Source organism: Dyadobacter sp. BHUBP1, assembly GCF_050587785.1.
Lineage (GTDB): Bacteria > Bacteroidota > Bacteroidia > Cytophagales > Spirosomataceae > Dyadobacter.
The window spans coordinates 700727-725979 of sequence record NZ_JBOBIH010000002.1 but is presented as its reverse complement, the minus strand read 5'-3'; the positions used below and the strand labels follow the sequence as shown (position 1 = coordinate 725979).

Here is a 25253-nt window from a genome sequence, read left to right as displayed (position 1 = left end):
CCCTACAAATTACTTCTGATTTTTTCAGCCAATGTCGCGAGTTCTTCTTGCGACATTTTTATTTTCTTACTGAAATCGGCATCAGCCATGCTGTTGAGCGGAAGCAGGTGCACATGCGCATGGGGAACTTCCAGACCAATTACGCTTACACCAATGCGCAGGCAGGGAACCGACTTCTCCAATGCAGGAACAATACTTTTAGCGAACTGAAACAAGCCTGTGTACAGATCGTCATCAAGGTCGAAAAGGTAGTCCACCTCTTTCTTCGGGATGACGAGCGTATGTCCTTTCGCAATAGGAAATGCATCGAGAAAGGCGAGAAAATCCGCTGTTTCGGCGATTTTATGGCAAGGGATCTCCCCCGCTACGATTCTTGAAAATATAGAAGCCATGTGGATAGATATCGGATTATTTTGAGCTACTCCCAAAAATAGGAGCCTCCAACTTTCGATCCAAATATGCCTTTGAAAACTCAAAAAGTACTTAATATTGTGGACTAAAACTTTAACAAGCGAAACATGAATTTCACAAAATGGAAGGCTTTCGGAAAAGTATCCGTTATCGCCCTGGCTGCTTTGGCCTTTTCAAATGATGCAGAAGCGCAAAAAGGGAAGTGGGTTACCCTTTTCGACGGCAAGAGCCTGAATGGCTGGCATAGCTGGCAACAGGACAAAGTTCTGCCCCAATGGAAAATAGAAGACGGCGCGGTAGTATTGGCCGAAAAAGGCGGCAAAGACCTCGTTACCGACAAAGAATATGGTGATTTCGAACTCGAACTGGAATGGAAAATCTCCGAAGGCGGTAACAGCGGAATCATCTATCATGTGGTAGAAGACAAAAAGTATTGCTGTCCTTATTCTACCGGACCGGAAATTCAGGTACTCGACGATGCGAAACATCCCGATGCGAAAGCTGGTAAAGACGGTAACCACAAAGCCGGTTCACTGTACGATATGCTTCCGCCATCCAATTTCTCTGCGGTAAAACCTGCCGGAGAATGGAACAAGGCAAAAATCGTGATCAAAGGCGGTAAAGGCGAGAGCTGGCTGAACGGCAAAAAAGTAGTTGAATTCCCTACGCAAGGTGCTGAATGGGACAAACTCGTTGCCAACAGCAAGTTCAAAACCTGGCAGGGATTCGGGGCATCCTCCAAAGGAAAGATCGCATTGCAGGATCACGGCGACAAAGTTTCCTACCGCAATATCCGGATCAAGGAATTATAATACGTCGTTTTTTAGGTTTCCCGACCAATATTCGCGGCTGTAAACGCGCCTGAACGGCCAGTTTTTCAACCGCAACAAGAGGGGCAAATAAGCGTGAGGCTCTTTGGACGATTTACTGTAATGGTAAAGATCGTCGTCCGTAAGTACCAAGCCCTTGTAGGCCCCTTCTTCTTTTACAGTAATGTCGCCAAATGGAAGTTCTTTTTCAAATGCCGGATTTTGCCGCACCAGCCGTTCTTTCAGCAGCCAGTCCGAGCGAAACTGCCCGGTAGCAAGCGGCGCAGGTTCAAACTTGCCTTCCGACACCTGCAATGCATAATCCATGTAAGCCCTGAGTAATTTCGGGCCTTCATTCGCTGTCTGCTCCGTCTGCAGCTGCGACGGCCAGAGGCTGGTTATAAAGTAAATCTTCTCCCGTGCACGCGTGACGGCCACATTAAGGCGGTTCTCGCCTCCCTGCATATTCAGCGTACCGAACTGCATAGAAATGCGCCCGTTCTCATCCGGCGCATAGCCCATCGAAAAAATGATAATGTCGCGCTCATCGCCCTGGACATTCTCGATGTTCTTTACAAAAAGGCCCTCAGGCAATGCGGTTTCTTTTTCCAATGCGTCTTGAACAGCCGCTTGTTGGTAAAAATTGAACGTCACCACGCCAATGCTCTTTCCGCTGCCTGCAAGTTCACGGATAAGCCGCAATACTTCCTCCACTTCCATGGCATTGGTATTGTTCTTCCAGACACCCTCCGTTTTGATGTACTCAATCCCCGGCTCACGGTCGTTGATCTTATGAAAATCGGGCAGCAGTTTAAGGCTCTTTTTATAAAAATTCCGGTTAGAGAAATCAATGAGATCGAGAGACAAACTCCTGTAATGGCCTGTCAGCTGGTAATGATCCAGCGATTGGCCGGCAAGGTCGAGCAAAGACTCGATTTCGATGGCGGCCGAATACTCCTCATCCTCCGACCGGTCTTCGAACCTTACGCGGTAAAGATCGCTCGGTGAAAGCTGTTTACTGTCACCGGTAACCACCCATTGTTTCCCTCTGAATGCCGCCGGCAAGCTGTACTCCGCATAGCATTGTGAAGCCTCGTCAAAAATAACCAGGTCGAACAAACCGCTTTCCATTGGAAAAATGGCCGATACTGCCTCGGGAGAGGCCATCCAGCAAGGTATGAGGGCAAATACCTCGCCGGCGTAGTTTTCGAGCAATTTACGGATCGGCCAGATTTTACGCTTTTTCGTCACCTGGTGCCCGAGTTCGCGGTATGTCACGCGGTTCCCCAGGCGGTTTTTTTCCACATCCTCATAAGTGGCCTCCCGTAGTTTAATGTTCGTGATATCAGCACTCAGCTTTTGTTTCAAGGTAATGCTGCCCTGCACCTGGTCCTCCCACTGTTTCATTTTAAGCGACGTCACCGATCGCAGTGCGGGGTATTTACTCTCGATATGTTCGATCCAGACTAGTTTAATGCTATTTTCAAACAGGCCCAGTACCTCGTTTGCATTAGTGAAGCTGAGCTCTACTCCTTTCGCTAAAATCACCTGCGTAGCACCCCGCTGCGATTCCGTCATTTCTTCCCACAGGCGGTCCATATCAGCCAGCGAGTCAAAATCGTTGCGCAAGGCTCCCAACAAAATACCGCTATAACCAGCGGGATTGTCGGTCAGCTGGGCAATCTGCTCCGGTAGCAAATACGGCAGCATCGCATTCTCCATTCTATCCCATATTTGCAGCCATTGTCTGAGGTTTTGAATGGTGTCTGTAAACTGTCCGAGCTGGCTGTTCGCAGCGACAATTTCGTGAAAAACCTTCGTCCACGCACCCGCATCCATACGTGCTACTGCATCCGCAGCACGCTCGGCAGATTTGAAAAACGACAGGTATTCCCCTGCCAGGTCTGCCGAAAAACCATCGGCAAATCCAGGATCAAAACCCAGGCTTGCATTTTGTAGCCAGGATTCCAGTTGCCTGCGGTTTTTTAATCGCTCTTCAAGTCGGACCAGATGTTGCAGGGAAACCGTAAGGCCATTGGCCGTCGCTACTCGCTCGATTTCTTTTTTCTCTTTACTAAAAACATCCCAGAAAAAACCTGAAACAGCCGATTGCTTCGTTTCGAGTGACTTTTTAAGCATTACCTCAAATGCATTCAATTGCGACGCCGGTAACGACATCTCAATGCCTCCCTCAGCAATGAATCCCTCCATTACATCCACAGCCTGGCGTACAAACGCGAGTCGCTCGTGCACATTTGCCGGCGCGCCCGTGTATTTCCCTACCAGTTTCCATGAGGCTTCGTCCGAAACCAGCTCGATAATATCCGTAAGGCGTTCTGTGATCTCTTTTCTGTTTCGGATGAATGCTTTTTCGAATGATACACCAGTTATTTGCTCAAAACCACGGGTTTGCTTTTCAAAAGCAGCAGGCCATTCCGACAACATATTTTCCATTGTCCTCAACTCCGCCATTCCAAATGCGGCAAAACCCCGCCGGTTCCGCCACGGATGTGCGGGATGAATGAGAAATGCGTAATCAGAATAGGTTTTCAAATGCCGCTTGAACTCATCCCATGTGTCTATCCTGAACTGCCGGTAGTAAGGCCGCATATCGGCATGTGGCGCGTTGGGATCACTCGTGAGGTAAAGTTCTTTAATACTCACACCACACTCCTTTTCATCAAACAATGCGGAGCGAAAGCCATTCAGTTCATCCACCGTCTTATCGATCGCGCGGCTTTCCTGGGTAAACTGTCTTTCCAGAAACACTGAATCGAGGCTGTAATTCTGCTGACGGTATGCCTCTACTTTTTCTATCTGAGACGCGATCTGGCCGTATAATGTCGAGCGATCGTTTTTAAAATCGTGGATGAGACCGGTAAAATCCTTCATACCGGTAGTTGCCAGACGTTGATAGACCACATCCAGCGCCGCTCTTTTTTGGCATACCAACAATACCCGTTTCCCTTTCGACGTAAAATCGGCGATCAGATTACAGATTAACTGCGATTTCCCGCTTCCCGGTGGGCCCTGCACTACAACCGAACGACCTGATTTGACGGCCAGGATAATCTCTTCCTGCGATTCGTCCACCGGAAAAGGAGTAAGTACATCCTCTTCCCTCGCCTGCCTACTTTCTCGCACGGGAAGTTCCGGCGCGAAATGGCTCCCGTCTACTGTTTCCTCAGCCGAGTCAATCAGCGGGAGCTTGATATGCGGCTCCCTTTCAAGAAGGTCCAGGAGTCTGTTATAATCCGGAACCAGGTAGGAACCCGCCTGCGGGAAAATACCAAGAACAGCCTCGGGGTAAAGTTTCAGTTCCCCGTTGCGCTCATTTACTATGAGATCCGAACTCTTTTCGCCGCTGAATGCAACAAGTTTATCCTCAAAAAGTTGTTGATTAAAATTAATTTTGAATGGCGTCGATTTCAGCCACTCGTAGAGCTGTGTCCTGAATTCGAGAAAGTCTTTCGGGAAATCCTCGAATGACTTTTCTAATATGTCATCGGGTATTTGCGCTTCATTAAAATGCCCGTAAGCCAGCGCGAAACTCTGATTTAAAGCAACGGTACTGTCGTCGCGTTCGAAGAGACACCATTGCTCGCGGTCCATCCGCAGCGTCACAGGGAAAAACAGCAATGGGGCATGAATTGGCGTGCCGTCGGAAAGCTTGCCTTTTACAAACGGGTAACCCACATACAGGTCGCGAGAGCCTCTTTCCTCTTCGATAAAGCGCTCGGTGCGGGCTATTTTGCGTAACCGCTTGCTGGCCTCATTCACCTTCTCGAACCGCGGATCGGCTACGTCTGACAATGCGACGCGGTTGTTCCCCTGGATCACCTGTTTCAGCACATCGATAGACGGCTTCGACAACAGGAAATCCGTATCGTGGAAGTCCAGGAACTGTTCGGCAGACAAGCTTGTGAGCAACAGCGACTTGTTGCGGGTACTAAGATTGGTAAGTCGTTTTAGATAGGCTTTAAGAATCCGGCTCATAGTTACTCAAAACGCTGCCCCACGCCTAACTATTGGATAAGACCTCGTCTTCGACCTCCTTTTTTTCAGGAACGATCACCGACGCCAGAATGCTCACCGCCAGGATACCGATGATCACGTACAGCGAATACACCGTTTTAAACCCGATAGATTCGAGGTAATGGTGGGCCAGCATTTTGCTGCCGATAAAAACGAGCAATACGCCCAAACCGTATTTGAGGAAGCGGAAGAGTCCCATAATGTTACTCAGGAAGAAGAACATCGAGCGCAACCCCATGATTGCGAAGATATTCGAGAAGAATACCACGTAAGGATCTTTGGTAACCGAGAATACCGCCGGCACCGAATCCACCGCGAAGATCAGGTCGGTAAATTCCACAATCAGCACCACCACAAAAAGTGGCGTCACGAGCCATTTACCCTTTTTTAATACAAAGAAATGCTCATGCACGTAGCGCGGGAACACGGGCAGGTATTTGGAAGCGAATTTTACAACAGGGTGTTTCGCAGGATCGATTTTCTCCTCTTCTCCTCCTTCGAAGAATATCTTACCTCCCTGATAAACCAGCAACAGGCCGAAAATGTAAATGATCCATTCGAAACGCTGCATCAGCGCCGAACCCACGAAAATGAATATGAAACGCATGATAATCGCCCCCAAAACGCCCCAGAAAAGCACTTTTTTGAAGTATTTAGGCCGGACACCAAACGACGAGAAGATCAGGATGATGACAAAAATATTGTCGACTGAAAGCGCATATTCCAGCAAATAGCCGGTAATAAATTCCAGCGACATGTTTTTCCGGTAAAGTTCGAGGCTTTCCTGAAAATCGCCGGGGATGAGTTTCAAGTGCGGCGCGTACTTGTTTTTTATGGTTTCGAGCTGCTCATAATTGTCCATGCCATGCACCAGGTCGCCATGTGTATTGATGACCAGATAGAAAGCCAATGCGAGCGCTATCCAGGCGACGGTCCAGGCAGCCGCTTCACCAAACTTGACCACATGGTCTTTTTTGTTGAAAACGCCCAGATCTAACAGCAGCATTACACTGATCACCAGAATAAAACCTCCAAAAAACAGCACTTCGTTGGAAAACATGAACAAGCAAATTTAGTTTGAAAGAACCGGCCGACTCTTACCAAAACCGGGCCATCCCAGCGGAGCAGCCCCAGCCTACGCGGGTTAAAGGAGGCAAAGGTAAGCAAAATATGAAGTGGATAGGCGAAAACTGACGGACGGTAAATGAAGCATACATTACATCTGTTTCGGAAGGATAAACACTTTTGAGAGGCAAACCGCTTCCATCCACCTCCTGCGCCGTTTTGGGGTCAGAAAAAATTTCAGCAATGACTTATTGATTTACAATTTGTTAATGTTTCTGCGCATTTTTTTTACGAAATATTTTCTTCAAAAGCTTGCGTCAAATACCAGACGTCCCTACATTTGCACCACAATAATCGGGAACGGTTATGAAAAATACGCGAAAGTAGCTCAGCTGGTAGAGCGCGACCTTGCCAAGGTCGAGGTCGCGGGTTCGAACCCCGTCTTTCGCTCAGAGAGAACAAAGCACCGGAGACGGTGCTTTTTTTCTCTTCACTGGTACCGGTACCTGGCTTTGCCGGGGTGGTGGAACTGGTAGACACGCAGGACTTAAAATCCTGTGGGCCGAAACGCCCGTACGGGTTCGATTCCCGTCCCCGGTACTGAATTTCCCAAGGAGCTACGAGCAATCGCAGCTCCTTTTTTGTTGCGCTCCCTACTCATGTGCGCTATCTTGCAGCATGCACCAGGAATTTGGACCACCCGAGGTACTTCGGGATACCATCAAATGCTTTTGGTATGATCATCGCCAATTTGGAGACCAGGAAGCTACATTCCAGGTCCAGCCGGATGGATACGCGGAGATCATCTTCTATTTTGGAAATCTTCACTACATTTCCGTAAGTGGCAACTTGCAACCGCTCCCTTCCCCATTTTTGATGGGCCTTCTCAATCAGCCTGCTGTTTTTCAAACAAAAGGCCGCTTGGAGATCATTGGCGTAAGGTGCTTCCCCTGGACGGTATTCGATTTGCTTGGTTTCCCACCCTCCGGAAAAAACGGTGTACATGTCTTTGTGCATTCCATAGCACAGCTTCAAGCCAGGCTTGCTCCTCTGATGGCCTCGGGGCGGATCGACGGGATCATGGCTGAATTGGAACAATACTTCCTCCACATCCGATCGCAAATTGCTGTGGACAGTATGCTGGCCAAAGCGGGCGCGGCGATGCGGAACGCAAATGGCACCATCCCGGTAAGCCATGTGGCCATGGCCGCACATTCAACAGTCCGCACATTGGAGCGGAAATTCAAACGCTCTTCCGGTTTTTCGGTGAAAGACGTCTCCGGCTTAATACGATTTGAGCAGGTTCGAAATCAGCTTTGGCACCATCCAGAGTCCAACCTCGCCGGCCTGGCTCACGAACTGGGATACACCGACCAGGCGCATTTGAGTAGGGAATTCAAAAGGTATAGCGGCACGACGCCTGCTGCATTCGCCCGAAATGCGAAAGAACGGAAACACGCCGCAGGCAATGATTTTGTCGCGTTTGTACAAGCCTGAGCAGCGGGCATTACTGAATTTTGTAGCTCAATCATTCAAATATGAAAGCTACAACCAATCACCCCATACACGACGTAATCATTTCCGGCGCAGGACCTGTAGGCCTGTTCCTCGCCTGCGAGCTCGCGTTAGCGGGATGCTCGGTTCTAATCCTTGAAAAGACCGAAAACCCTCATTCACGGCTGAAACAGTTGCCTTTCGGGATACGAGGGCTCTCGGCGCCCACTATCGAGGCACTCTACCGCCGCGGCCTGCTCGCGGAGCTGGAAATCCGCAAACGCCTCAAAAATCCGCATACCGCGCCTGAACAAGGAGTGCAACGCCAGGCTGGGCATTTTGCCGGCATTCCATTTTACGAGGGAAATATCGACACCTCCCAATGGAAATACCGCCTTCCTGGCTCACCTGAAACAAGTCTGATCTCCGAAATAGCAGAGCTTGAAATGATCCTGACTCGACGTGCTGAAGCTTTGGGTGTGAAAATCAGACGCGGACTTCCGGTTACCGATCTCCTTCAAACAGACGAAAATGTAACAGTCTGGTCGGCTAATCAATCCTTTCGGGCGAAATGGCTCGTCGGCTGTGACGGAAGCCGCAGCATTGTCCGTAAAATGGGCGGCTTTGAGTTCGCCGGTACCGAACCGGAGTTCACGGGCTACACCACACTCATTGACATCTCAGATCCTGAAAAACTCCGTCCTGGCCGTAATGTAACCCCCACTGGCATGTACATGCAGTCGCAGCCAGGATACGTGCTCATTCAGGACTTCGATGGCGGCGCGTTTCACAGCTCCGAAACGCCAATCACGCGCGAACATATTCAGGAAGTGCTGCGGCGCGTCTCGGGCACCGACGTAACGATTAATACCTTGCACACCGCCACTACCTGGACAGACCGCGCCCGCCAGGTCACCCGCTACCGCAACGGCCGGATATTGCTAGCCGGCGATGCCGCACACATTCATTCTCCGTTGGGCGGCCAGGGGCTTAACCTGGGACTGGGCGACGCCATGAATCTCGGCTGGAAACTCGCGGCCACCGTTCAGGATCAGGCAGCGGAAGGTTTGATCGACACTTATCACACCGAGCGCCACCCGATCGGCACACAGATTCTGGATTGGTCGCGCGCGCAGGTAGCCATTATGCACCCCGCCCCCCATGCACGCGCACTGTACGCGATTTTCCGCGACCTGATCAATACCCGTGATGGTGCTACTTACATGGCGGGCAAGGTCTGGGGCATTCATATGCACTACGATCTTGGCGGTGACCATCCCCTCGTCGGCCGGAGTGTTCCGAATTTCGAGTTTGAAAATGGTGTTAAAATCGGTGAACTGATGCACGACGGCCTGATGATATTGCTTGATTTTAATGCAAATCCTTCGCTCCAAACACTGGCAGACGAATACGGCGGACGGGTCTGGCACATTTGCGGCCGCGTCAAAGATCAGCTTGATTTAAGCGCCCTGCTGATACGCCCGGACGGTATTCTCGCGTGGGTCTCCAATAGCAGCGCCAATAGCACCGTGCATTTAACCCAAATTCTCCGCCAGTATTGGAATGTTACAGTACATTGATTTGTTCCTTTTCATACAATTACCGCTCTTTCACCCCTTGTATATTTACCTGCCTGCGATGTGTTCAAAAAGGCAAAATGACCCAGTAAATAGGTATCCAAATGGAATTCCAGTATTTCCAGCCGGCAAAGGCGCTGGCCCCTTACATCCGGCATTACTACCAGTTTGCCTCCTCGGATAATGCGGCTTATGAGGATACCGTGTTCCCCAGCGGCAATACGGAGGTGATCTTCAACCTCGGCGGTGGAATCTGGGAATCTTTTCAGGATAATGCTTTTCGTAAAAACCCGGCCATCGAACTTTGGGGACAAATTACCCGGCCGCTGGCGATCAGATCGTCGGGGGCTCATCTAATGCTCGGAGTGCGCTTTTTCACTCATGGCACCCCGTTTGCGATCGATGACGAGATCGGGATTTTCAACGATCAGGTTTCCGACCTGACGAATGTGATGGGCGGGGATATCCGCGATTTGCACGGCCGATTACTGGAAGCGCAGTCGATAGACATGCGCATTACCCTGCTCGACAACTTTTTCGCCAGCAAGCTCACTCGGGCCTCGCGCCGGCAAGACCGGCTGGATAAAGTAGCCCGCATTCTGACGAGCATTGCCAAAGATCCTACAGAGAACAATATCGGCCGGGTTGCCGGCACGTTCGGAATTACAACCCGGTATCTGCATAAACTGGTTTACCAGCACACCGGTCTTTCGCCAAAGTCGTTCGACAAGATCCATCGTTTCAAAACCAGCCTCAAACTGATCGGAGAAAACAAATTGCCGCTCACATCCATTGCATACGACGCGGGCTACTTTGATCAGTCGCATTTTATTAGGGATTTCAAATCTTTTACCGGACTTACGCCATCGGCCTACCTGAACAATCTTTCGGCCGTCAATCAAATGTTGATCAATTAAAATCAGGTCGTTCCGGTTTGTACAATTTCCGGCCTGACAGCTGAAATACCTTTGTGCTATCAATTCATTTCAAACAAGGGCATTTTCAGATTATGAACACTTTCGAAACATTCTCGCAACTTCATCAACAAACAGAACCATTCTTATTGGGCAACATTTGGGACGTCAACAGCGCACATATTTTTGAGGCCGCCGGCTACAAGGCCATCGGGACTTCGAGCCATGCCCTAGCCACCGCATTCGGCTACGACGACGGTGAGAACCTTCCCTTTGATATGATCCTCCGGGTAGCCCGGCGTGTTATCGAAACCGCTAAAATCCCTTTGACGGTCGATATTGAAGGCGGTTACGGCGACAGCGCCGCGGGAATAGCCGAGCGTATTAAAATGTTGTACGAAGCCGGCGTGGTTGGCGTAAACCTGGAAGACACGCTGCCTAAACCCACACGCCAGCTTCGGCCAACCGAAGAATTCAGGCAACTGCTGACTGAAATCATCGACCGGCTTGAAAGGGAAAACGTCAAAATTTTTCTCAACATCAGGACTGACGCATTCCTGCTAGGGTTACCCAATGCACTCGATGAAACCATCAGCCGCATTAATATCTATGAAAACACTGGGATACACGGAATTTTCGTGCCGTGCATCACATTGGCCGAGGATATTCAGGCTGTTACCCGCGAAACCATCCTGCCCGTGAATGTCATGTGTATGCCTGCATTGCCCGATTTCAATACATTAAAATCGCTGAATGTTAAAAGGGTCAGTATGGGACCGTTCCTTTTCAATAAGGTAACCGCCCAAACAAGCATCCTGGCAAAGAATGTGGTGGAAGCCCAGAGTTTCGCACCGCTTTTTTCCTAGCATTACTTTCATGCACCTTTTAAATTAAACCAAACAGAGGCAGCGCCGGAGTGTAGAAAACATTTTAACTCCGGCGCAAATTTATTCTATACTATTTTTTTGGAAATGGCGAAATGGGTCTTTCTTTTCGGGTTGTTTTAAATTATATTTGAAGTTTCCCAAATCGAAAGATCCCTGCTGATTTACGGAAGGGCTTCTTCGGCATCAACACGAATCTTAGCCAACGATATCCTAATGAAAGTTTCTCCCTCAGAGCCGTTTAAAATTGTCTATTCAATTCTTAACCATGAGTATCTGGGGTACATCTTCGAAGCCTTTGTCGTCCAGCTTACCAGCCAGGGCGATTTTTCGTTTCAGGTCCAGAACATTTCCTCCAAGAACATCAAGGAGTTCCGCTCCGGGCTGGATACCAGGGATTTTGAGCTCGTCAAGCTGATCGACGACATTCAGCAGGACGCAGTGCTCAAAAAATACAATCCGAAGAAACTGAATGCGGTAGATTTCTTCCTGAAAGTTTACGACCCCCAAAAAGGCGACAAGGCCATTCAGGAAACAATCGCCGGCTATCTCGAGAGTTGTAAATCGCGCATCCTCGAAAGGCTGGCGGGTAAGGACATTTTCATCATGGGTAACGACGGTAACCCGCTCTGGAAGCCCGTCACCTGGGAATCTGAAAAAGCGACGATCCGCTTCCATTTCATCCGGAACGAGGATAATACCCATTACTTCCCGACGATCCGGCACAAGATGCAGAAGCTGGAATTTCAGTACAAAAATGCTTTCCTGATCTGCGAAGATCCCGCCTGGCTGGTACTCGACGGGCATCTTTACCATTTCGAGGGTAATGTCGACGGGAAGAAAATCAAGCCTTTTCTTTCGAAGAAATTCATTGCCATTCCAGGACAGGTCGAGGAGCAATATTATGGCCGTTTCGTGGCGCCGCTCATTGCTTCCTATGATGTAGTAGCACGCGGGTTCGAGATCCGGAACGTGTCGTCCGTACCGAAAACCATTCTTACGATTTCAGAATATTCGTCTAATCCGAAGAAATCCGCCGTGCTCTTCCAGGATAACGAGGATGTGGAAGTGCTGGAGGAAGAAGACAACGACGTCGCATTCGAATTATCGTTCCAGTATGCGGGCTTTTCTTTCCATTACGACAGCTTTGCGCATGCGTCAAGCGTACACATGGAGAAGAAAGGCAATGAGTATTTTTTTAATAAAGTTAAAAGGAATATCGAAGTCGAAGGTGCCCATGTACGCACTTTGAAAGATATGGGCCTGAACATCCGTAACGGAAAGATCCAGATGCCCAAATCGGAAGCGTTTGGCTGGTTGCAAAGTAATGCGATCGCATTGGCTGAGCACGGTATCACGGTTCGGCAGAATACCGCCGATACCAAGCGCTATTTCCTGGGATATTCATCGCTGGATATCTCCATACAGGAAGGCCGCGACTGGTTTGATATCAATGCCAAAGTGCTTTTCGGCGAGTTTGAAATACCATTCATCCAACTGCGGAACTACATCCTTCACCGAAAAAAGGAATTTCTACTGCCTAATGGCGAAATAGCGGTGATCCCTGAATGGTGGTTCACCAAATATTCGGAGTTCTTCTCTTTTACAGAAAGTAGCCATGAAAACGATCAGCTGCGCCTTCGAATGCACCATCTGGCATTGGTACAGGAGCTGAAAGAGGACAATCTTGCTACGGCGGTAATCAGCCGCAAGCTCGAAAACTTGCGGAACTTCCAACATATCGAACCGGCAGAATCGCCGGCGCATTTCCAGGGATTGCTGCGCCCTTACCAAAAAACGGGTTATGACTGGTTGCGCTTTTTGAAACAATACCGCTTCGGAGGCTGCCTGGCCGACGATATGGGTTTGGGAAAAACGGTGCAGACGCTCGCATTGCTGCAATCCGAAAAAGAAAGCGGTGCGGATCGCCCGTCGATCCTCATCATGCCTACCTCGCTGCTCTATAACTGGCAGCTGGAAGCCAGCAAGTTCACACCCGACATGCGTGTACTCCTGTACACGGGCACGAACCGCGAGAAAGACACCGCTCAGTTTGATAATTATGACCTGATATTGACTTCTTACGGGATTGTCAGGCTGGATATCGAGCTCATGGAGGATTACCGTTTCAACTATGTGATCCTCGACGAATCGCAGGCCATTAAAAACCCGGGCTCGATCATTACAAAGGCAGTAAGACGCCTCAATTCGGCGCACAGGCTCGTGCTGACCGGTACGCCCATTGAAAACAATACGCTTGATCTCTGGTCACAAATGTCGTTTGTGAACCCCGGATTGCTCGGTAGCCAAACGTTCTTCAGGGACGAATTCCAGATCCCGATTGAAAAGAAAGGGGATGAGGAAAAGACCAAGCGGCTTTATAACCTCATTAAGCCATTTATATTAAGGAGATTAAAATCGCAGGTTGCAACGGATTTGCCCGAAAAAGTCGAAAGCATTCAATATTGTGACATGTCGGACGAGCAGGAGAAGGCATACGAGGAAGCGAAAGCCTATTACCGCAACCTCATCCTCCAAAGCATCGATTCGGAGGGCATGTCGAAATCGCAACTGGTGGTACTGCAGGGCCTTACCAAGCTCCGGCAGCTTGCCAACCATCCGGTGATGGTCGATCCGGATTATGCCTATGATTCGGGCAAATTTGAAGACGTGCTGTACAAGTTACAAACCGTCATGAGCGAAGATCATAAAATATTGATTTTCAGCCAATATATTAAACACCTCGATCTTTTCAGGCATTACCTGGATGAAAAGGGAATCAGCTACGCCTACCTCGATGGCGCCACGCGCGACCGCCAGGAGCAAGTGGAATCTTTCCAGAACGACGAAAATATCAAGATTTTCCTCATTTCCCTGAAAGCCGGCGGGTTAGGTCTTAACCTTACAGCCGCGGACTACGTTTTCATCCTCGACCCTTGGTGGAACCCGGCTATCGAAGCACAGGCAGTAGACCGCGCACACCGCATTGGTCAGGACCGGACAGTATTTACTTATAAGTTCATTACCAAAAACTCGGTGGAGGAGAAGATTCTCGCATTGCAGCGCTCGAAGAAGCAGCTGGCCGATGATTTGATTTCGAGCGAGGAAGGGTTTATCAAGTCGCTGACGCGGGAGGATGTTTTGAATCTGCTGTCTTAAAACGACTGTCAGCCTGAGCGGTCCGGGCCGCTCAGGCTGACAGTACCATATTCTATCTTTTCGTTCCTTACGCTTCCGCAGCAGCAGCTTCACGGCTGATCAGCGCTTCGCGGTCAGGGCCGGTTGAAATAAATGTAATAGGCAGGTTCAACTCCGCTTCGAGGAACTTCACGTATGCGTTCAGCTCCGCAGGGATTGCGTCGAAATCGCGTACGCCGTCGAGCGATGTTTGCCAGCCTTTGAAATCTTTGTAGACCGGTTCAACGGATTCGTCGCAGAGGTCGTAAGGAACCTGATCAGTCAAAGTACCATCCGCGAGGCGGTAATGCGTACAAACTTTGATGTTATCGAAAATGGTCAGTACGTCTACCTTCATCATGATCAGTTGCGTTACACCGTTGATCATGATCGCATACTTCAATGCAGGCAGGTCGAGCCAGCCGGTACGGCGCGGCCGACCGGTAGTAGCACCGAATTCACGTCCTTCCTGACGGATCTTCTCGCCTACTTCGTCATTCAATTCAGTAGGGAACGGTCCGCTTCCTACACGGGTGCAGTAAGCCTTGAAAATACCAAACACCTCCCCGATCTGACGTGGCGCGACGCCTAATCCGGTCGAAGCGCCGGCGGTCATGGTCGTGGAGCTGGTCACGAATGGGTAAGAACCGAAGTCGATGTCGAGCAATGAGCCTTGTGCACCTTCTGCAAGTACGGTTTTGCCTTCGTTTAATGCGCCATTCACGATGTATTCGCTGTTCACGAGCGTGAACTGCTTCATGAACTCGATCGCATCGAAGAACTTCTCTTCGGCAGCAGGCAATGTTTCCGAGTAATCGAATGAATAGAAATCGAGGATTACTTTGTGGGCATCAACGAGCTTTTTGTATTTGGCTGCGAAATTCGGAGAAAGAACGTCTCCTACGCGCAAGCCCAGGCGGGCTACTTTATCCTGGTAAGCAGGGCCGATGCCACGCAAAGTCGAGCCGATCTTGGAATCACCTTTCGAACGCTCGTAAGCAGCGTCGAGCAGGGCGTGGGTTGGCAGGATCAGGGATGCCTTTTTCGATACAAACAAATTGCTGATCAGGTCCAGGTTATATTTCGCGAGACCTTCGATCTCTCTTTTGAACACAACCGGGTCGAGCACGACACCGTTTCCGATGATATTCTGAATATCGCTGCGGAAAATCCCCGACGGGATCTGGTGCAGAACGTGTTTGATACCGTCAAACTCCAATGTGTGTCCGGCATTAGGCCCACCCTGAAAACGGGCTACGACCTGATAGCGTGGCGCCAGGACATCCACAATTTTTCCTTTTCCCTCGTCTCCCCATTGAAGACCAAGTAGTACGTCAACTTTCATTCAAATATTGGATTACTGAAACTTAATATGGTGTAAGTGGCCCGGCAATGGGTGCATTACCGGGCCTGATCGTGATAATTATCTGTCTTCGTAAACGGCAGTCTCCCGCGGTGCCTCCGTGCGGTTCTGGCAGTTTTCCTTGTTGCAGTTTCCGTAGAAAATAAGCGAGTGGTGCATTACGCTGAAATTCAGCATCTCTCCTACCATGTTCTGGATCGATTGAATGCGCGGATCGCAGAACTCCATTACTTTATGACAATCTGTACAAATCAGGTGGTCGTGCTGCTTGTTGCCGTACGATTTTTCGAATTGCGCGAGGTTTTTGCCAAACTGGTGCTTGGTAACCAGGTCGCAATCCACCAGAACGTCGAGCGTGTTGTAAACCGTAGCACGGCTCACGCGGTAACGTTTGTTTTTCATGCTGATATACAGCTCATCTACATCGAAATGATCCTCCCTGGTGTAAATCTCTTCGAGAATCGCAAAGCGCTCCGGCGTTTTACGAAGTCCCTTGTTTTCCAGGTAAGCCGTTAAAATTTTCTTAGCGGCCTCGAAATTTGGTTTGCTGGCTTGTGGCATATCTCTGATAATCTTGCGCGAAAATACGCTTTTTTACTTAAATCACTCTCACATTCGCAAGCATAGTGCTGCTAACCTCATTAATTACCAATTCAATAACACTGTGGAGCGGCAATGGTTCAAATTGGCTACTTGCCGTTCAGGTTGGTATCGAAACGCTGCACATTGTACACGCCTTCGACCTCCTCCAACTTGGCAATCAGAATGTCCAGGTGCCTGGTATCCTGCACGTAAAGTTTAATGTCGCCATTGAATACACCGTCCTTGGTATCGATCGTAAGCCCGCGCATGTTGATGTGCAGCTCGTTCGAAATGATCCGCGTGACGTCGTTCACCAAACCCACGCGGTCGGTACCCGAGAGGTAGAGCCCGGCCAGGAATGCTTCATCCTTGCCCGACCATTTGGCCTTGATAATGCGGTTGCCATGCTTTGACATCAGCTCGGCAGCATTCGGGCAGGTGGTGCGGTGTATTTTAATGCCCTCATTGATCGTCACAAACCCGAAAACGTCGTCGCCCGCGATGGGGTTACAGCACTGCGCAAGTTTGTAGTCGATTTTGTCCATATCGTCGCCGATGAGCAGCGTGTCGCTGTCCGCACGGTCGCCGTGGATTTGTTTCAGGTATTTGGTCAATGCCTTGCCATCCGTACCTGTGGCCGGCGGCGCGTTGTTGGCGGCGCTATTCTCAGCGGCTTTCTTCTCCTTCGCTTCGCGGTCGCGTTTGAAGCGTTTCAGGTCATCGACGGGAATATACCCCTTGCCGATGCGGTAGAAGAAGTCGGTCGTGGTTTTGCATTCGAAAAACGCACGGAGCTGGTTCATTACCTCTGCGGTAGCGTCCATTCCGAGTATTTTAAGTTTTTTCTCAACCAACTGGCGCCCGTCGGTTTCGTACCGGCGGTTTTCTTCTTTGAGAAAATCCTTGATCCGCGCCCTTGCCTTGGAAGTGACCACAATGCGCAGCCAGTCCTCGTTCGGCTTCTGTTTGCTCGAAGTAATGATCTCGATCTGATCGCCGTTATTCAACACGTAACTGATTGGCACGAGGATGCCACCTACTTTGGCTGCCATGCAATGCGCGCCTACTTCGGAGTGAATGTCGAATGCAAAGTCCAGTGCCGTTGAACCAGCCTGCAATACCTTCAGCTCGCCCTTGGGGGTAAATACAAATACCTCTTCATTGAAAAGGTTGCTGCGGAATTCGTCGAGAAACTCAATAGCAGCCGTTTTATCTCCAAACCCATTCTCCAAAGTCTCGCGCACCTGCGTGATCCACTGCTCAATATTGCCCTTAACTTTTGTATCATTTCCCTTGTACTTCCAGTGCGCCGCGTAGCCCTTTTCCGCGATCTCGTCCATGCGCGAGGTTCGTATCTGCACCTCCACCCATTGGCCACTCTTGCTCATTACCGTCGAATGCAGCGACTGGTATCCATTCGCGCGCGGCGTGCTCAGAAAGTCTTTCAGCCGGTCGGGATTGGGCTTATAATGGTCGGTAACGATGGAATACGCCTGCCAGCAGATTGCCTTTTCGCGGTCGCTTTCCGGCGGCGATTCAAGTACGATCCTGATCGCAAACAGGTCGTATATCTCCTCGAAAGGTTTGTTTTGCTTCCGCATTTTGTTCCAGATCGAATAAATCGACTTGGGGCGGCCTTTAAGGATAAAATTCAGCCCGGCCGATTCCAGGTCCTGCGCAATCGGCTCCATAAACTTCGAGATGAAGCGGTCACGAATGTTTTTCGTCTCGCGCAGCTTTCTGGCAATGGCACGGTATTCCTGGGGCTCGGTATATTTCAAATAAAGCTCTTCGAGCTCCGACTTGATGCTGTACAACCCAAGCCGGTGCGCGAGCGGCGCATAAATGAATATCGTTTCGGAAGCGATTTTGAGTTGCTTGTCGCGCGGCATACTGTCGAGCGTGCGCATGTTGTGCAGGCGGTCGGCAAGCTTGACAAGGATTACCCGTACATCGTCCGAGAGCGTCAGCAACATCTTCCGGAAGTTCTCCGCCTGCTGCGACGAGCCATATTCGAACCGACCTGAGATTTTGGTCAGCCCGTCGATAATCTTGGCGACTTTTTTACCGAACAGCCGCTCAATATCGTCGATACCCATGTCGGTATCCTCCACCACGTCATGAAGCAATGCTGCCACGATACCGGTGGTACCGAGCCCGATTTCTTCGACTACGATTTGCGCTACTGCGAGGGGGTGATAAATGTATGGCTCTCCCGACCGGCGACGCATATCCTTATGCGCATCGACGGAAGTATAAAAGGCTTTTTTGATTAATTTAGCATCATTATCCTTCAAAAATGGCTTAGCTGTTCTTAAAAGCCGGCGGTATTTTTTGAGGATATCCTTACGCTCCTGTTCCAGGTCAATGTTGAGGGATTCAACCAGTTGCTCCACTGCTATTTTCTAATTGGTATGCTTCACCAAAATAACAAATTTTAGCGACATTTTTCAATACGCTTTTACCCAAAGATAAAATTTTGAAAATAATTTGCATGTTTTGGAAAAATAGAAATACCTTTGCACTCCCAATTCGACAAACGTGTTGAAAAACGGGAGTAAGTGAGCGGGCGTGGCGGAACTGGTAGACGTGCTAGACTTAGGATCTAGTGCCGCAAGGCGTGGGGGTTCGATTCCCTCCGCCCGTACGAAATACAAGGGAATGACGGGGCGTCAGATTCCTCATCTAGCTGGGAAAATGAGTTGCTCCGTAGTATTGAAACCCGTCAAATGCCCTCAGGACTTCGTTTTGAGGGCATTTTTGTTTTTTTCTGTTCAAATGTAACAAAGGTATTTACCAATAGCTTAGCGACACATGGAAGTTTTGTTAGAAAAGAGTTCGCCGACCTTAGCCTCTCTGAAAGTAACGTTGACCAAGGAAGATTATCAGCCAAAAGTTGATAAAACGATCAAGGATTATTCGAAACGCGTGAACCTGAAAGGATTTCGTCCCGGCAAAGTACCATCCCATGTGATCCAGCGCATGTATGGTAAGAGCATTCTGGTTGACGAAGTGAATAACATCCTCAGCAACGCAGTAAGCAGCTATATCCGCGAAAACAAATTGCAGGTAGTAGGTGATCCTGTGCCTGACCGCGACAAAGCGGCAGAAGTGAACTGGGATACTCCTAGCTCATTCGAATTCAGCTACGACCTGGGTATTGCATCGGATTTCGACGCTGACCTGAGCGCATTGCCTGCCATCAAGCGTTACACGATCAATGTGGACGACAACGAACTGACGAAGACGATCGACAGCCTTCGCGAGCGTTTCGCCGACAGCATTCACCCGGAAGTAAGCGAAGCAGGGGACATGATCTTCGGTGAGCTGAAACAGGAATCGACCGAATTCACAACCCGCACTGCGATCCCTACCAAACAAGTTAAGGAAGAAGCTGCTGCGAAATTCATCGGCGTAAAAAAAGGCGATGTAATCGTTTTCGACATTCAGGATACATTCTCTGATGAGTCGGCTATCGCTCACGTAACCGGTAAGAAAAAAGAAGATATCGCTGATCTTTCAGGCGAATATACATTGACAGTTGAAGACGTAACGCGCTCTGCCCCAGCCGCATTGACGCAGGAGTTCTTCGACAAAGTATTGGGACCAGGCCAGGTTGAAAGCGAAGAGCAGTTCAACGAGAAGGTTCTTGAAATCATCAAAAGCAACTACGAGCGCGAAACCGAAGCATTGCTCCGTCGCGATATCGAGAATGCATTGCTGGATGCTATCTCCATCGAATTGCCTGAGGAATTCCTTAAAAGCTGGTTGGAGCGTACCAACGAAGGCAAGTTCACCCGCGAGCAAATCGACGAGCAATTCGGTGATTTCGCGAAATCTTTGAAACTGAGCCTGATCAAAAACAAGATCGCCGACAAATCCGAAGTAAAAGTAGAATACCCTGAAATTCTCGCATTCACACGTGAAATGGTGAAAGGACAATTCGGTATCTACGGCGACGACGAATCGATGCGTGAAACGATCGACCGCGTGGCACAAGGTTACCTTGCCGACAAAGAACGGGATAACTATACGAGCGTGTTCAACCAGGTGTTTGACAACAAAGTTCTCGAAGTAATCCGCGGCCAGGTAAGCACCGACGAGCAGACCGTTGAAGTATCAGAATTCGAAAAACTGGCGAAAGGCGAAGTGGAAGCCGAAGCTTAATTTCAGAAAATATAAAAAACATTTTTTTCACCGTCCCGGGTAACCGGGCGGTGTTTTTTTTGTTCCAATGCATCCTAGAAACCAATGCGCTGTCGCTCCTCTCCTATTTGCCGGACAATGCCGTCGCCGAACAATTGCCGGAATTTCAGTTTCCATTGATCCAGCTCATTTTGCAGCCGACGGTTCTCAGCTAATATGCGGGTATTCTCCTGCCGGAGCCATTCGGTTTCTGACATGGACACATCAATGCCGAGCAATTCGGGCAATGGCACGTCAAGCAGCTTGGCTACATTTTCTAACCTTGAAACCGAAAGCTCCGTGCGGCCGCGTTCGATATCTCCGTAGGCTGTCGTCGATAAGCCAAGCATGTCTGCCATATTTTCCTGCGAAAGGCCTTTTTGCAGCCTTATCTGCCGTATTTTCTCTGATAAATTGGATGTGACGTTCATAATGTCCGATTATTAAGCGTGGTATAACGTTTTTATGCTGCAATCTAGTCATTGAACAGGGCTGATGACTGTCGCATTTTTCGATAATTTATCGCCGAAATTGACAAGGATTATTCGGTGAAATGGTCAAATTTGTGCCATGCAACCGGGAAACCTGCGGCGATATAAACAGAAACTAAGCTATATTGCTTTTTGTTCTCGAACTCAGTTGCCCTTTAACTATTGATAAATTAAAAATTAATTTTTTCGATGAATTACGGAAATGAATTTAGAAAATATGCCGTTCACCACCTGGGAATGAATGGTCTGACCGTGGACGGTTACATGAACCACTCTGTTGAAAACATGACCCGTTCGGTAATCGAGGAACGCCCTATGAACTTCCGCGAGGTCGACGTGTTCTCCCGTCTGATGGCCGACCGCATTATTTTTATGGGCACAGGCGTGGACGACAATATCGCCAACATTATTGTAGCCCAGCTACTCTTCCTCGAATCGGCAGATCCCAAGAAGGATATCCTGATGTATATCAACAGCCCCGGAGGCTCGGTTTATGCCGGTTTGGGTATTTACGACACCATGCAATACGTCCGTCCGGACGTAGCGACCGTATGTACCAGCCTCGCGGCCTCTATGGGCGCGGTGTTGCTCGCAGGCGGCGCGGCAGGCAAGCGCTCGGCGCTCCCGCACGCACGTGTGATGATTCACCAGCCATCCGGCGGCGCGCAGGGTACTTCGGTCGATATCGAGATCACCACCCGCGAGATCGTGAAACTGCGTCATGAGCTATACGAAATCCTTGCACACCACACTGGTCAGACGCCGGAGCAAATCGGCCTGGATTCCGACCGTGACAAGTGGTTGAAAGCAACGGAAGCAAAAGAATACGGCTTGATCGACGAGGTGCTTACCCGCGAAAAATAAGTTGAACGACCTTTCAACATCGCCCCGCAGCCTGCTGTCGGGGCGTTTTTAGTATATGGCTTAACCTTGATTTGGTAACCCGGTCAAAAAACCGGAAATTTGCATTAAGATAACCGCTAATTGTCAATTGTAAGGAAGATTGAACATTACACTCCGTCTTCTTGTTACTTTGACTCACACGTTTGTTTACCATGGCTTTCCGAAGCCTGAAACATTCACAAAACTGCTAAAATCGAATCGATGGCACAAGTAAGTTGTTCGTTCTGCGGACGTAAAAAAAGCGAAGTGGATTTGCTTCTATCCGGGATTGACGCTCACATTTGTAACCACTGCATTGCCCAGGGGCATCAGGTAGTTACGGAAGAGCTAGGGCCGAAAGAGGACAAGAAAGAGAAGAAATCGAAGCTTCCGAAATTAAAGCCCATTCCTCCCGCTGATATCAAGCATTTCCTCGAACAATATGTCATAGGCCAGGACGAAGCGAAACGCTCGCTGGCGGTGGCGGTATATAATCACTACAAGCGTCTGAACCAGGCAAGCACCGAGGACGACGTTGTGATCGAGAAATCCAACATTATTATGGTAGGCGAAACCGGTACCGGTAAAACCTATCTCGCTAAATCCATTGCACGCATTCTGCAAGTACCTTTCTGCGTAGCCGATGCAACAGTCGTGACCGAAGCAGGTTATGTCGGTGAAGATGTGGAAACGATCCTGACCCGCCTGCTCCAAGCTGCGGATTATAATGTGGAAGCGGCAGAGCGCGGTATCGTATATATTGACGAGATCGACAAGATCGCCCGCAAGTCGGACAACCCTTCCATTACCCGCGACGTAAGCGGCGAGGGTGTACAGCAGGCATTGTTGAAACTCCTCGAAGGCTCGATCGTGAACGTGCCGCCGCAAGGAGGCCGCAAGCACCCGGATCAGAAGATGATTTCTTTGAATACCGAAAACATCCTCTTCATCTGCGGCGGTGCATTCGATGGCATCGAGCGCCACATCGGAAAACGGATCAACACCCGCCCGATCGGTTTCAATGGCGACAACCGCATTATCGAGATATTTGATAAAGGTAATTTAATGCGCTACGTGACGGCCATGGACCTTAAATCATTCGGGCTCATCCCCGAATTGATCGGTCGCTTGCCTGTACTCACGCATTTGAACCCGCTCGACCGCGAGACATTGCGCCGCATCCTGACCGAGCCGAAAAATGCTTTGGTAAAACAATACAGCAAACTTTTCGCGATGGAGGGCATTACCCTGCATTTCGAAGACGCGGTGCTCGATTACATTGTTGATCAGGCGATGATCTACAAACTCGGCGCCCGCGGTCTGCGCGCCATCTGCGAGTCGATCATGACCGACGCGATGTTCGATCTGCCTTCTCAAAAAGATGTGAAAGAATTCACGCTCTCGCTTGATTATGCGAAAGATAAATTCGAAAAATCTTCGATGGCATTGCTTCGCTCAGTCGCCTAGTAGCCATCACATTAGCATTTTTGCAAGCGCCCTGCCTCTTTCAAAGGAGCAGGGCGCTTCTTTTTTCATCCCAATAGTCCTATTTTTACACAAAAACACTATACTATTTTAAATGGAGAACTGGCTCATAAATAAATCGATCGTCGTTATCGGAGGAACCACCGGCGCGGGCTTGTCCGCAGCACAAGCCTTTGTCCGAAACGGCGCGAACGTGGTGGTAGTGGGGCGCAATCCGGAGAGTTGCCTGATGGCAGAATTGAACCTGGGGAGCAATGCAAGAGCCAAACAAGGTGACGCAACGCAGCCTCAGACGGCGCTGGACGCCATCCAGCTTTGTATACGAGAATTTGGAAGTTTTGACGCATTGTATCACGCTCCGGAAGAGCATGAGGACCCTGCAACCGATGGTCCGCTACATAGTCTAAGCCTGGAAAGCTGGCGCAGGACACTGGACCAGAGCCTGACGTCACTCATGCTCTCTAACCAGGCGGCAGTACGGACATTTATGGGAATGAACAAAGGTGGATCCATTTTGAATCTGAGCCCCGAAGCCGCTCCGGCAGAAGGCGACCCGCGCCACGCAGGCGCAACGTCCAAAGCCGCGGTAATCGGTTTCTCAAAATCCATTGCGGCAGCTTACACAGGACACGATATTCGTATCAACGTAATTTCCACCGGCACCTCCATGCCAGCAGACCTTGACGGTGCTGCCGTGTACCTGTTGTCGGACCACGCCCGCTTTACCAACGGACAGGTACTCGTGGTTGACGGCGGCAAAAGTGTGCTGGAAGAGCAATACTAGCAGCACTTAAACGGTTGTGTTGTGAAGAAATTGCTGCGAATGCAATACGAACGCAGAGAGAATCGCTTTTTTTCTTTTATTCGCGTAAAATAGTTCACCAGACACCGTACTCCTATGGCTACCGGACCGATTGTAACCCTTACAATAAATCCCGCGCTCGACAAAAGCTCCAATGTGCCGCGCATCGTCCCCGACAATAAACTGCGTTGCGACGCACCCAATTTCGAAGCAGGTGGCGGGGGAATTAACGTAGCCAAGGCCATTCACCGACTGGGAGGTAACCCGATCGCTATTTTTACTGTGGGCGGCCCTACCGGCCAACGCCTGCACAAGCTTGTGAAAAGTGAAGGCGTGGAAACCATGGTGATCGAAACCAAACAGTGGACAAGGGAAAACTTTCACGTATTGGAAACCAGCACCGGCTTCCAATATCGCTTCGGAATGCCCGGCACCGAAATGATGCCTACCGAAGTACGCTCGATCCTCGAAACCATGGAGGAACTTGACCCGAAACCGTCTTACATTATCGCCAGCGGTAGCCTTCCTCCGGGAGTACCTTCCGATTTTTATGGGCAAATCGCCAAAATAGCCCATAACCAGGGCGCGCGGTTCATTGCCGATACTTCCGGCGATGCGCTTCGTTATGCTACCGAAGCAGGCGTATATCTTTTGAAACCGAATATTACTGAGCTCAGCGAACTGGTAGGCGTCGATAAGCTGGAAATGGATGAAGTCGACGATGCTGCCCGTGCGCTCATCATACGCGGGCAATGCGAGATTGTGATCGTATCCATGGGCGCGATGGGCGCGATGCTCGTCACCGAAGACCAGGTAGAGCACATCCCCGCCCCTCCCGTACAGCCGAAAAGCACCGTGGGCGCCGGCGATAGTATGCTGGCGGGCATTGTATGGACATTGTCGCAAGGCAAATCCTACCGCGAAGCAGTCCGGATGGGGGTTGCGTGCGGTACCGCCGCCACCATGAACTCTGGCAGCGAGCTATTTAGAATGCAGGACGTCAACCGCCTGCTCGACTGGCTGAACCGCTACGGAAAACGCTACTCTGCCAGTTGATCAAAACTATGTATGAACAAATAGTAAGAAATCGGGAGTCC

18 protein-coding genes and 3 tRNA genes are annotated in these 25253 nt (G+C 49.8%); 14 read left to right on the top strand and 7 right to left on the bottom strand.

All coding sequences use genetic code 11. The annotated features are described in order from the left end of the window. Window positions 1-2: 2 nt before the first annotated feature. On the bottom strand, window positions 3-392 hold the full coding sequence (locus ACQ4MZ_RS09795) for an HIT family protein (RefSeq protein WP_430844630.1): 390 nt from the start codon (window positions 390-392) through the stop codon (window positions 3-5). Window positions 393-518: 126 nt separating this feature from the next. On the opposite strand from ACQ4MZ_RS09795, the gene ACQ4MZ_RS09790 reads away from it, so the two are divergent. Beyond that, window positions 519-1223: a 3-keto-disaccharide hydrolase gene (locus tag ACQ4MZ_RS09790; RefSeq protein ID WP_430844629.1), complete on the top strand. Its 705-nt coding sequence runs from the start codon at window positions 519-521 to the stop codon at window positions 1221-1223. On the opposite strand, the gene ACQ4MZ_RS09785 is transcribed toward ACQ4MZ_RS09790, so the two are convergent. Both ACQ4MZ_RS09785 and ACQ4MZ_RS09780 read right to left on the bottom strand, forming a co-directional pair. Next, window positions 1218-5216, bottom strand: coding sequence for an AAA domain-containing protein (locus ACQ4MZ_RS09785; protein WP_430844627.1), 3999 nt, complete (start codon window positions 5214-5216; stop codon window positions 1218-1220). The two genes, ACQ4MZ_RS09790 and ACQ4MZ_RS09785, sit on opposite strands and share 6 nt — an antisense overlap. A 25-nt stretch (window positions 5217-5241) precedes the next feature. Next, window positions 5242-6315 carry a TerC/Alx family metal homeostasis membrane protein gene (locus ACQ4MZ_RS09780; protein ID WP_430844625.1) on the bottom strand — a complete coding sequence of 358 codons (1074 nt, stop codon included), beginning with the start codon at window positions 6313-6315 and terminating at the stop codon, window positions 5242-5244. Between the two features lie 382 nt (window positions 6316-6697). Between ACQ4MZ_RS09780 and ACQ4MZ_RS09775 the strand changes: the two genes are divergently transcribed. The 7 genes from ACQ4MZ_RS09775 to ACQ4MZ_RS09745 all read left to right on the top strand — a co-directional run bounded on the left by ACQ4MZ_RS09775 (window position 6698) and on the right by ACQ4MZ_RS09745 (window position 14348). Next, window positions 6698-6770: transfer RNA gene (locus tag ACQ4MZ_RS09775), tRNA-Gly, on the top strand. 64 nt (window positions 6771-6834) lie between these two features. Then, a tRNA-Leu gene (locus tag ACQ4MZ_RS09770) sits at window positions 6835-6920 on the top strand. A 78-nt stretch (window positions 6921-6998) separates the two neighbouring features. After that, complete coding sequence (locus ACQ4MZ_RS09765) at window positions 6999-7817, top strand: helix-turn-helix domain-containing protein (RefSeq protein WP_430844623.1); 819 nt, start codon at window positions 6999-7001, stop codon at window positions 7815-7817. Window positions 7818-7858: 41 nt separating this feature from the next. After that, entirely contained in the window at window positions 7859-9394 is a 1536-nt protein-coding gene (locus ACQ4MZ_RS09760) for an FAD-dependent monooxygenase (protein ID WP_430844622.1), read from the top strand. Between the two features lie 101 nt (window positions 9395-9495). Further along, on the top strand, window positions 9496-10308 hold the full coding sequence (locus ACQ4MZ_RS09755) for a helix-turn-helix domain-containing protein (RefSeq protein WP_430844620.1): 813 nt from the start codon (window positions 9496-9498) through the stop codon (window positions 10306-10308). A gap of 92 nt (window positions 10309-10400) precedes the next feature. Then, entirely contained in the window at window positions 10401-11171 is a 771-nt protein-coding gene (locus ACQ4MZ_RS09750; RefSeq protein ID WP_430844618.1) for an isocitrate lyase/PEP mutase family protein, read from the top strand. 234 nt (window positions 11172-11405) lie between these two features. Beyond that, complete coding sequence (locus ACQ4MZ_RS09745; protein ID WP_430844616.1) at window positions 11406-14348, top strand: DEAD/DEAH box helicase; 2943 nt, start codon at window positions 11406-11408, stop codon at window positions 14346-14348. 67 nt (window positions 14349-14415) lie between these two features. Here the strand turns inward: ACQ4MZ_RS09745 and ACQ4MZ_RS09740 are convergent, their stop codons facing one another. The 3 genes from ACQ4MZ_RS09740 to ACQ4MZ_RS09730 all read right to left on the bottom strand — a co-directional run bounded on the left by ACQ4MZ_RS09740 (window position 14416) and on the right by ACQ4MZ_RS09730 (window position 18707). Then, window positions 14416-15711, bottom strand: a complete 1296-nt coding sequence (locus ACQ4MZ_RS09740) for an adenylosuccinate synthase (RefSeq protein ID WP_430844614.1) — start codon at window positions 15709-15711, stop codon at window positions 14416-14418. 78 nt (window positions 15712-15789) lie between these two features. Further along, window positions 15790-16290 (bottom strand): Fur family transcriptional regulator, encoded by a 501-nt coding sequence (locus ACQ4MZ_RS09735; protein WP_291204066.1) that lies wholly within the window; start codon window positions 16288-16290, stop codon window positions 15790-15792. Window positions 16291-16418: 128 nt separating this feature from the next. After that, window positions 16419-18707: a RelA/SpoT family protein gene (locus ACQ4MZ_RS09730; RefSeq protein WP_430844612.1), complete on the bottom strand. Its 2289-nt coding sequence runs from the start codon at window positions 18705-18707 to the stop codon at window positions 16419-16421. Between the two features lie 169 nt (window positions 18708-18876). Between ACQ4MZ_RS09730 and ACQ4MZ_RS09725 the strand changes: the two genes are divergently transcribed. Next, window positions 18877-18958, top strand: a tRNA-Leu gene (locus tag ACQ4MZ_RS09725). Between the two features lie 167 nt (window positions 18959-19125). Next, a complete protein-coding gene (gene tig, locus ACQ4MZ_RS09720; protein WP_430844610.1) occupies window positions 19126-20478 on the top strand; it encodes a trigger factor in 1353 nt (450 codons plus the stop codon). Between the two features lie 74 nt (window positions 20479-20552). Here the strand turns inward: tig and ACQ4MZ_RS09715 are convergent, their stop codons facing one another. Continuing rightward, window positions 20553-20927, bottom strand: a complete 375-nt coding sequence (locus tag ACQ4MZ_RS09715; RefSeq protein WP_223402371.1) for a helix-turn-helix domain-containing protein — start codon at window positions 20925-20927, stop codon at window positions 20553-20555. Window positions 20928-21176: 249 nt separating this feature from the next. Here ACQ4MZ_RS09715 and ACQ4MZ_RS09710 point away from each other — a divergent pair, with 249 nt between their 5' ends. The 4 genes from ACQ4MZ_RS09710 (at window position 21177) to ACQ4MZ_RS09695 (ending at window position 25212) form a co-directional block, all read left to right on the top strand. Continuing rightward, the gene (locus ACQ4MZ_RS09710; RefSeq protein ID WP_106597724.1) at window positions 21177-21851 is read left to right on the top strand and encodes a ClpP family protease; all 675 of its coding nucleotides are present in this window, start codon (window positions 21177-21179) and stop codon (window positions 21849-21851) included. A 240-nt stretch (window positions 21852-22091) separates the two neighbouring features. Next, entirely contained in the window at window positions 22092-23336 is a 1245-nt protein-coding gene (clpX, locus tag ACQ4MZ_RS09705) for an ATP-dependent Clp protease ATP-binding subunit ClpX (protein ID WP_106597723.1), read from the top strand. Window positions 23337-23448: 112 nt separating this feature from the next. Continuing rightward, window positions 23449-24138 (top strand): SDR family NAD(P)-dependent oxidoreductase, encoded by a 690-nt coding sequence (locus tag ACQ4MZ_RS09700; protein ID WP_430844608.1) that lies wholly within the window; start codon window positions 23449-23451, stop codon window positions 24136-24138. A 114-nt stretch (window positions 24139-24252) separates the two neighbouring features. Beyond that, window positions 24253-25212 (top strand): 1-phosphofructokinase family hexose kinase, encoded by a 960-nt coding sequence (locus tag ACQ4MZ_RS09695; protein WP_106597721.1) that lies wholly within the window; start codon window positions 24253-24255, stop codon window positions 25210-25212. The last annotated feature ends 41 nt before the right edge of the window (window positions 25213-25253 follow it).

Excerpts from the sequence above, each read along its gene's own strand:
- ACQ4MZ_RS09795 (WP_430844630.1), bottom strand. The coding sequence starts at position 392 with ATGGCTTCTATATTTTCAAGAATCGTAGCGGGGGAGATCCCTTGCCAT.
- ACQ4MZ_RS09790 (WP_430844629.1), top strand. The coding sequence starts at position 519 with ATGAATTTCACAAAATGGAAGGCTTTCGGAAAAGTATCCGTTATCGCC.
- ACQ4MZ_RS09785 (WP_430844627.1), bottom strand. The coding sequence starts at position 5,216 with ATGAGCCGGATTCTTAAAGCCTATCTAAAACGACTTACCAATCTTAGT.
- ACQ4MZ_RS09780 (WP_430844625.1), bottom strand. The coding sequence starts at position 6,315 with ATGTTTTCCAACGAAGTGCTGTTTTTTGGAGGTTTTATTCTGGTGATC.
- ACQ4MZ_RS09765 (WP_430844623.1), top strand. The coding sequence starts at position 6,999 with ATGCACCAGGAATTTGGACCACCCGAGGTACTTCGGGATACCATCAAA.
- ACQ4MZ_RS09760 (WP_430844622.1), top strand. The coding sequence starts at position 7,859 with ATGAAAGCTACAACCAATCACCCCATACACGACGTAATCATTTCCGGC.
- ACQ4MZ_RS09755 (WP_430844620.1), top strand. The coding sequence starts at position 9,496 with ATGGAATTCCAGTATTTCCAGCCGGCAAAGGCGCTGGCCCCTTACATC.
- ACQ4MZ_RS09750 (WP_430844618.1), top strand. The coding sequence starts at position 10,401 with ATGAACACTTTCGAAACATTCTCGCAACTTCATCAACAAACAGAACCA.
- ACQ4MZ_RS09745 (WP_430844616.1), top strand. The coding sequence starts at position 11,406 with ATGAAAGTTTCTCCCTCAGAGCCGTTTAAAATTGTCTATTCAATTCTT.
- ACQ4MZ_RS09740 (WP_430844614.1), bottom strand. The coding sequence starts at position 15,711 with ATGAAAGTTGACGTACTACTTGGTCTTCAATGGGGAGACGAGGGAAAA.
- ACQ4MZ_RS09735 (WP_291204066.1), bottom strand. The coding sequence starts at position 16,290 with ATGCCACAAGCCAGCAAACCAAATTTCGAGGCCGCTAAGAAAATTTTA.
- tig (WP_430844610.1), top strand. The coding sequence starts at position 19,126 with ATGGAAGTTTTGTTAGAAAAGAGTTCGCCGACCTTAGCCTCTCTGAAA.
- ACQ4MZ_RS09715 (WP_223402371.1), bottom strand. The coding sequence starts at position 20,927 with ATGAACGTCACATCCAATTTATCAGAGAAAATACGGCAGATAAGGCTG.
- ACQ4MZ_RS09710 (WP_106597724.1), top strand. The coding sequence starts at position 21,177 with ATGAATTACGGAAATGAATTTAGAAAATATGCCGTTCACCACCTGGGA.
- clpX (WP_106597723.1), top strand. The coding sequence starts at position 22,092 with ATGGCACAAGTAAGTTGTTCGTTCTGCGGACGTAAAAAAAGCGAAGTG.
- ACQ4MZ_RS09700 (WP_430844608.1), top strand. The coding sequence starts at position 23,449 with ATGGAGAACTGGCTCATAAATAAATCGATCGTCGTTATCGGAGGAACC.
- ACQ4MZ_RS09695 (WP_106597721.1), top strand. The coding sequence starts at position 24,253 with ATGGCTACCGGACCGATTGTAACCCTTACAATAAATCCCGCGCTCGAC.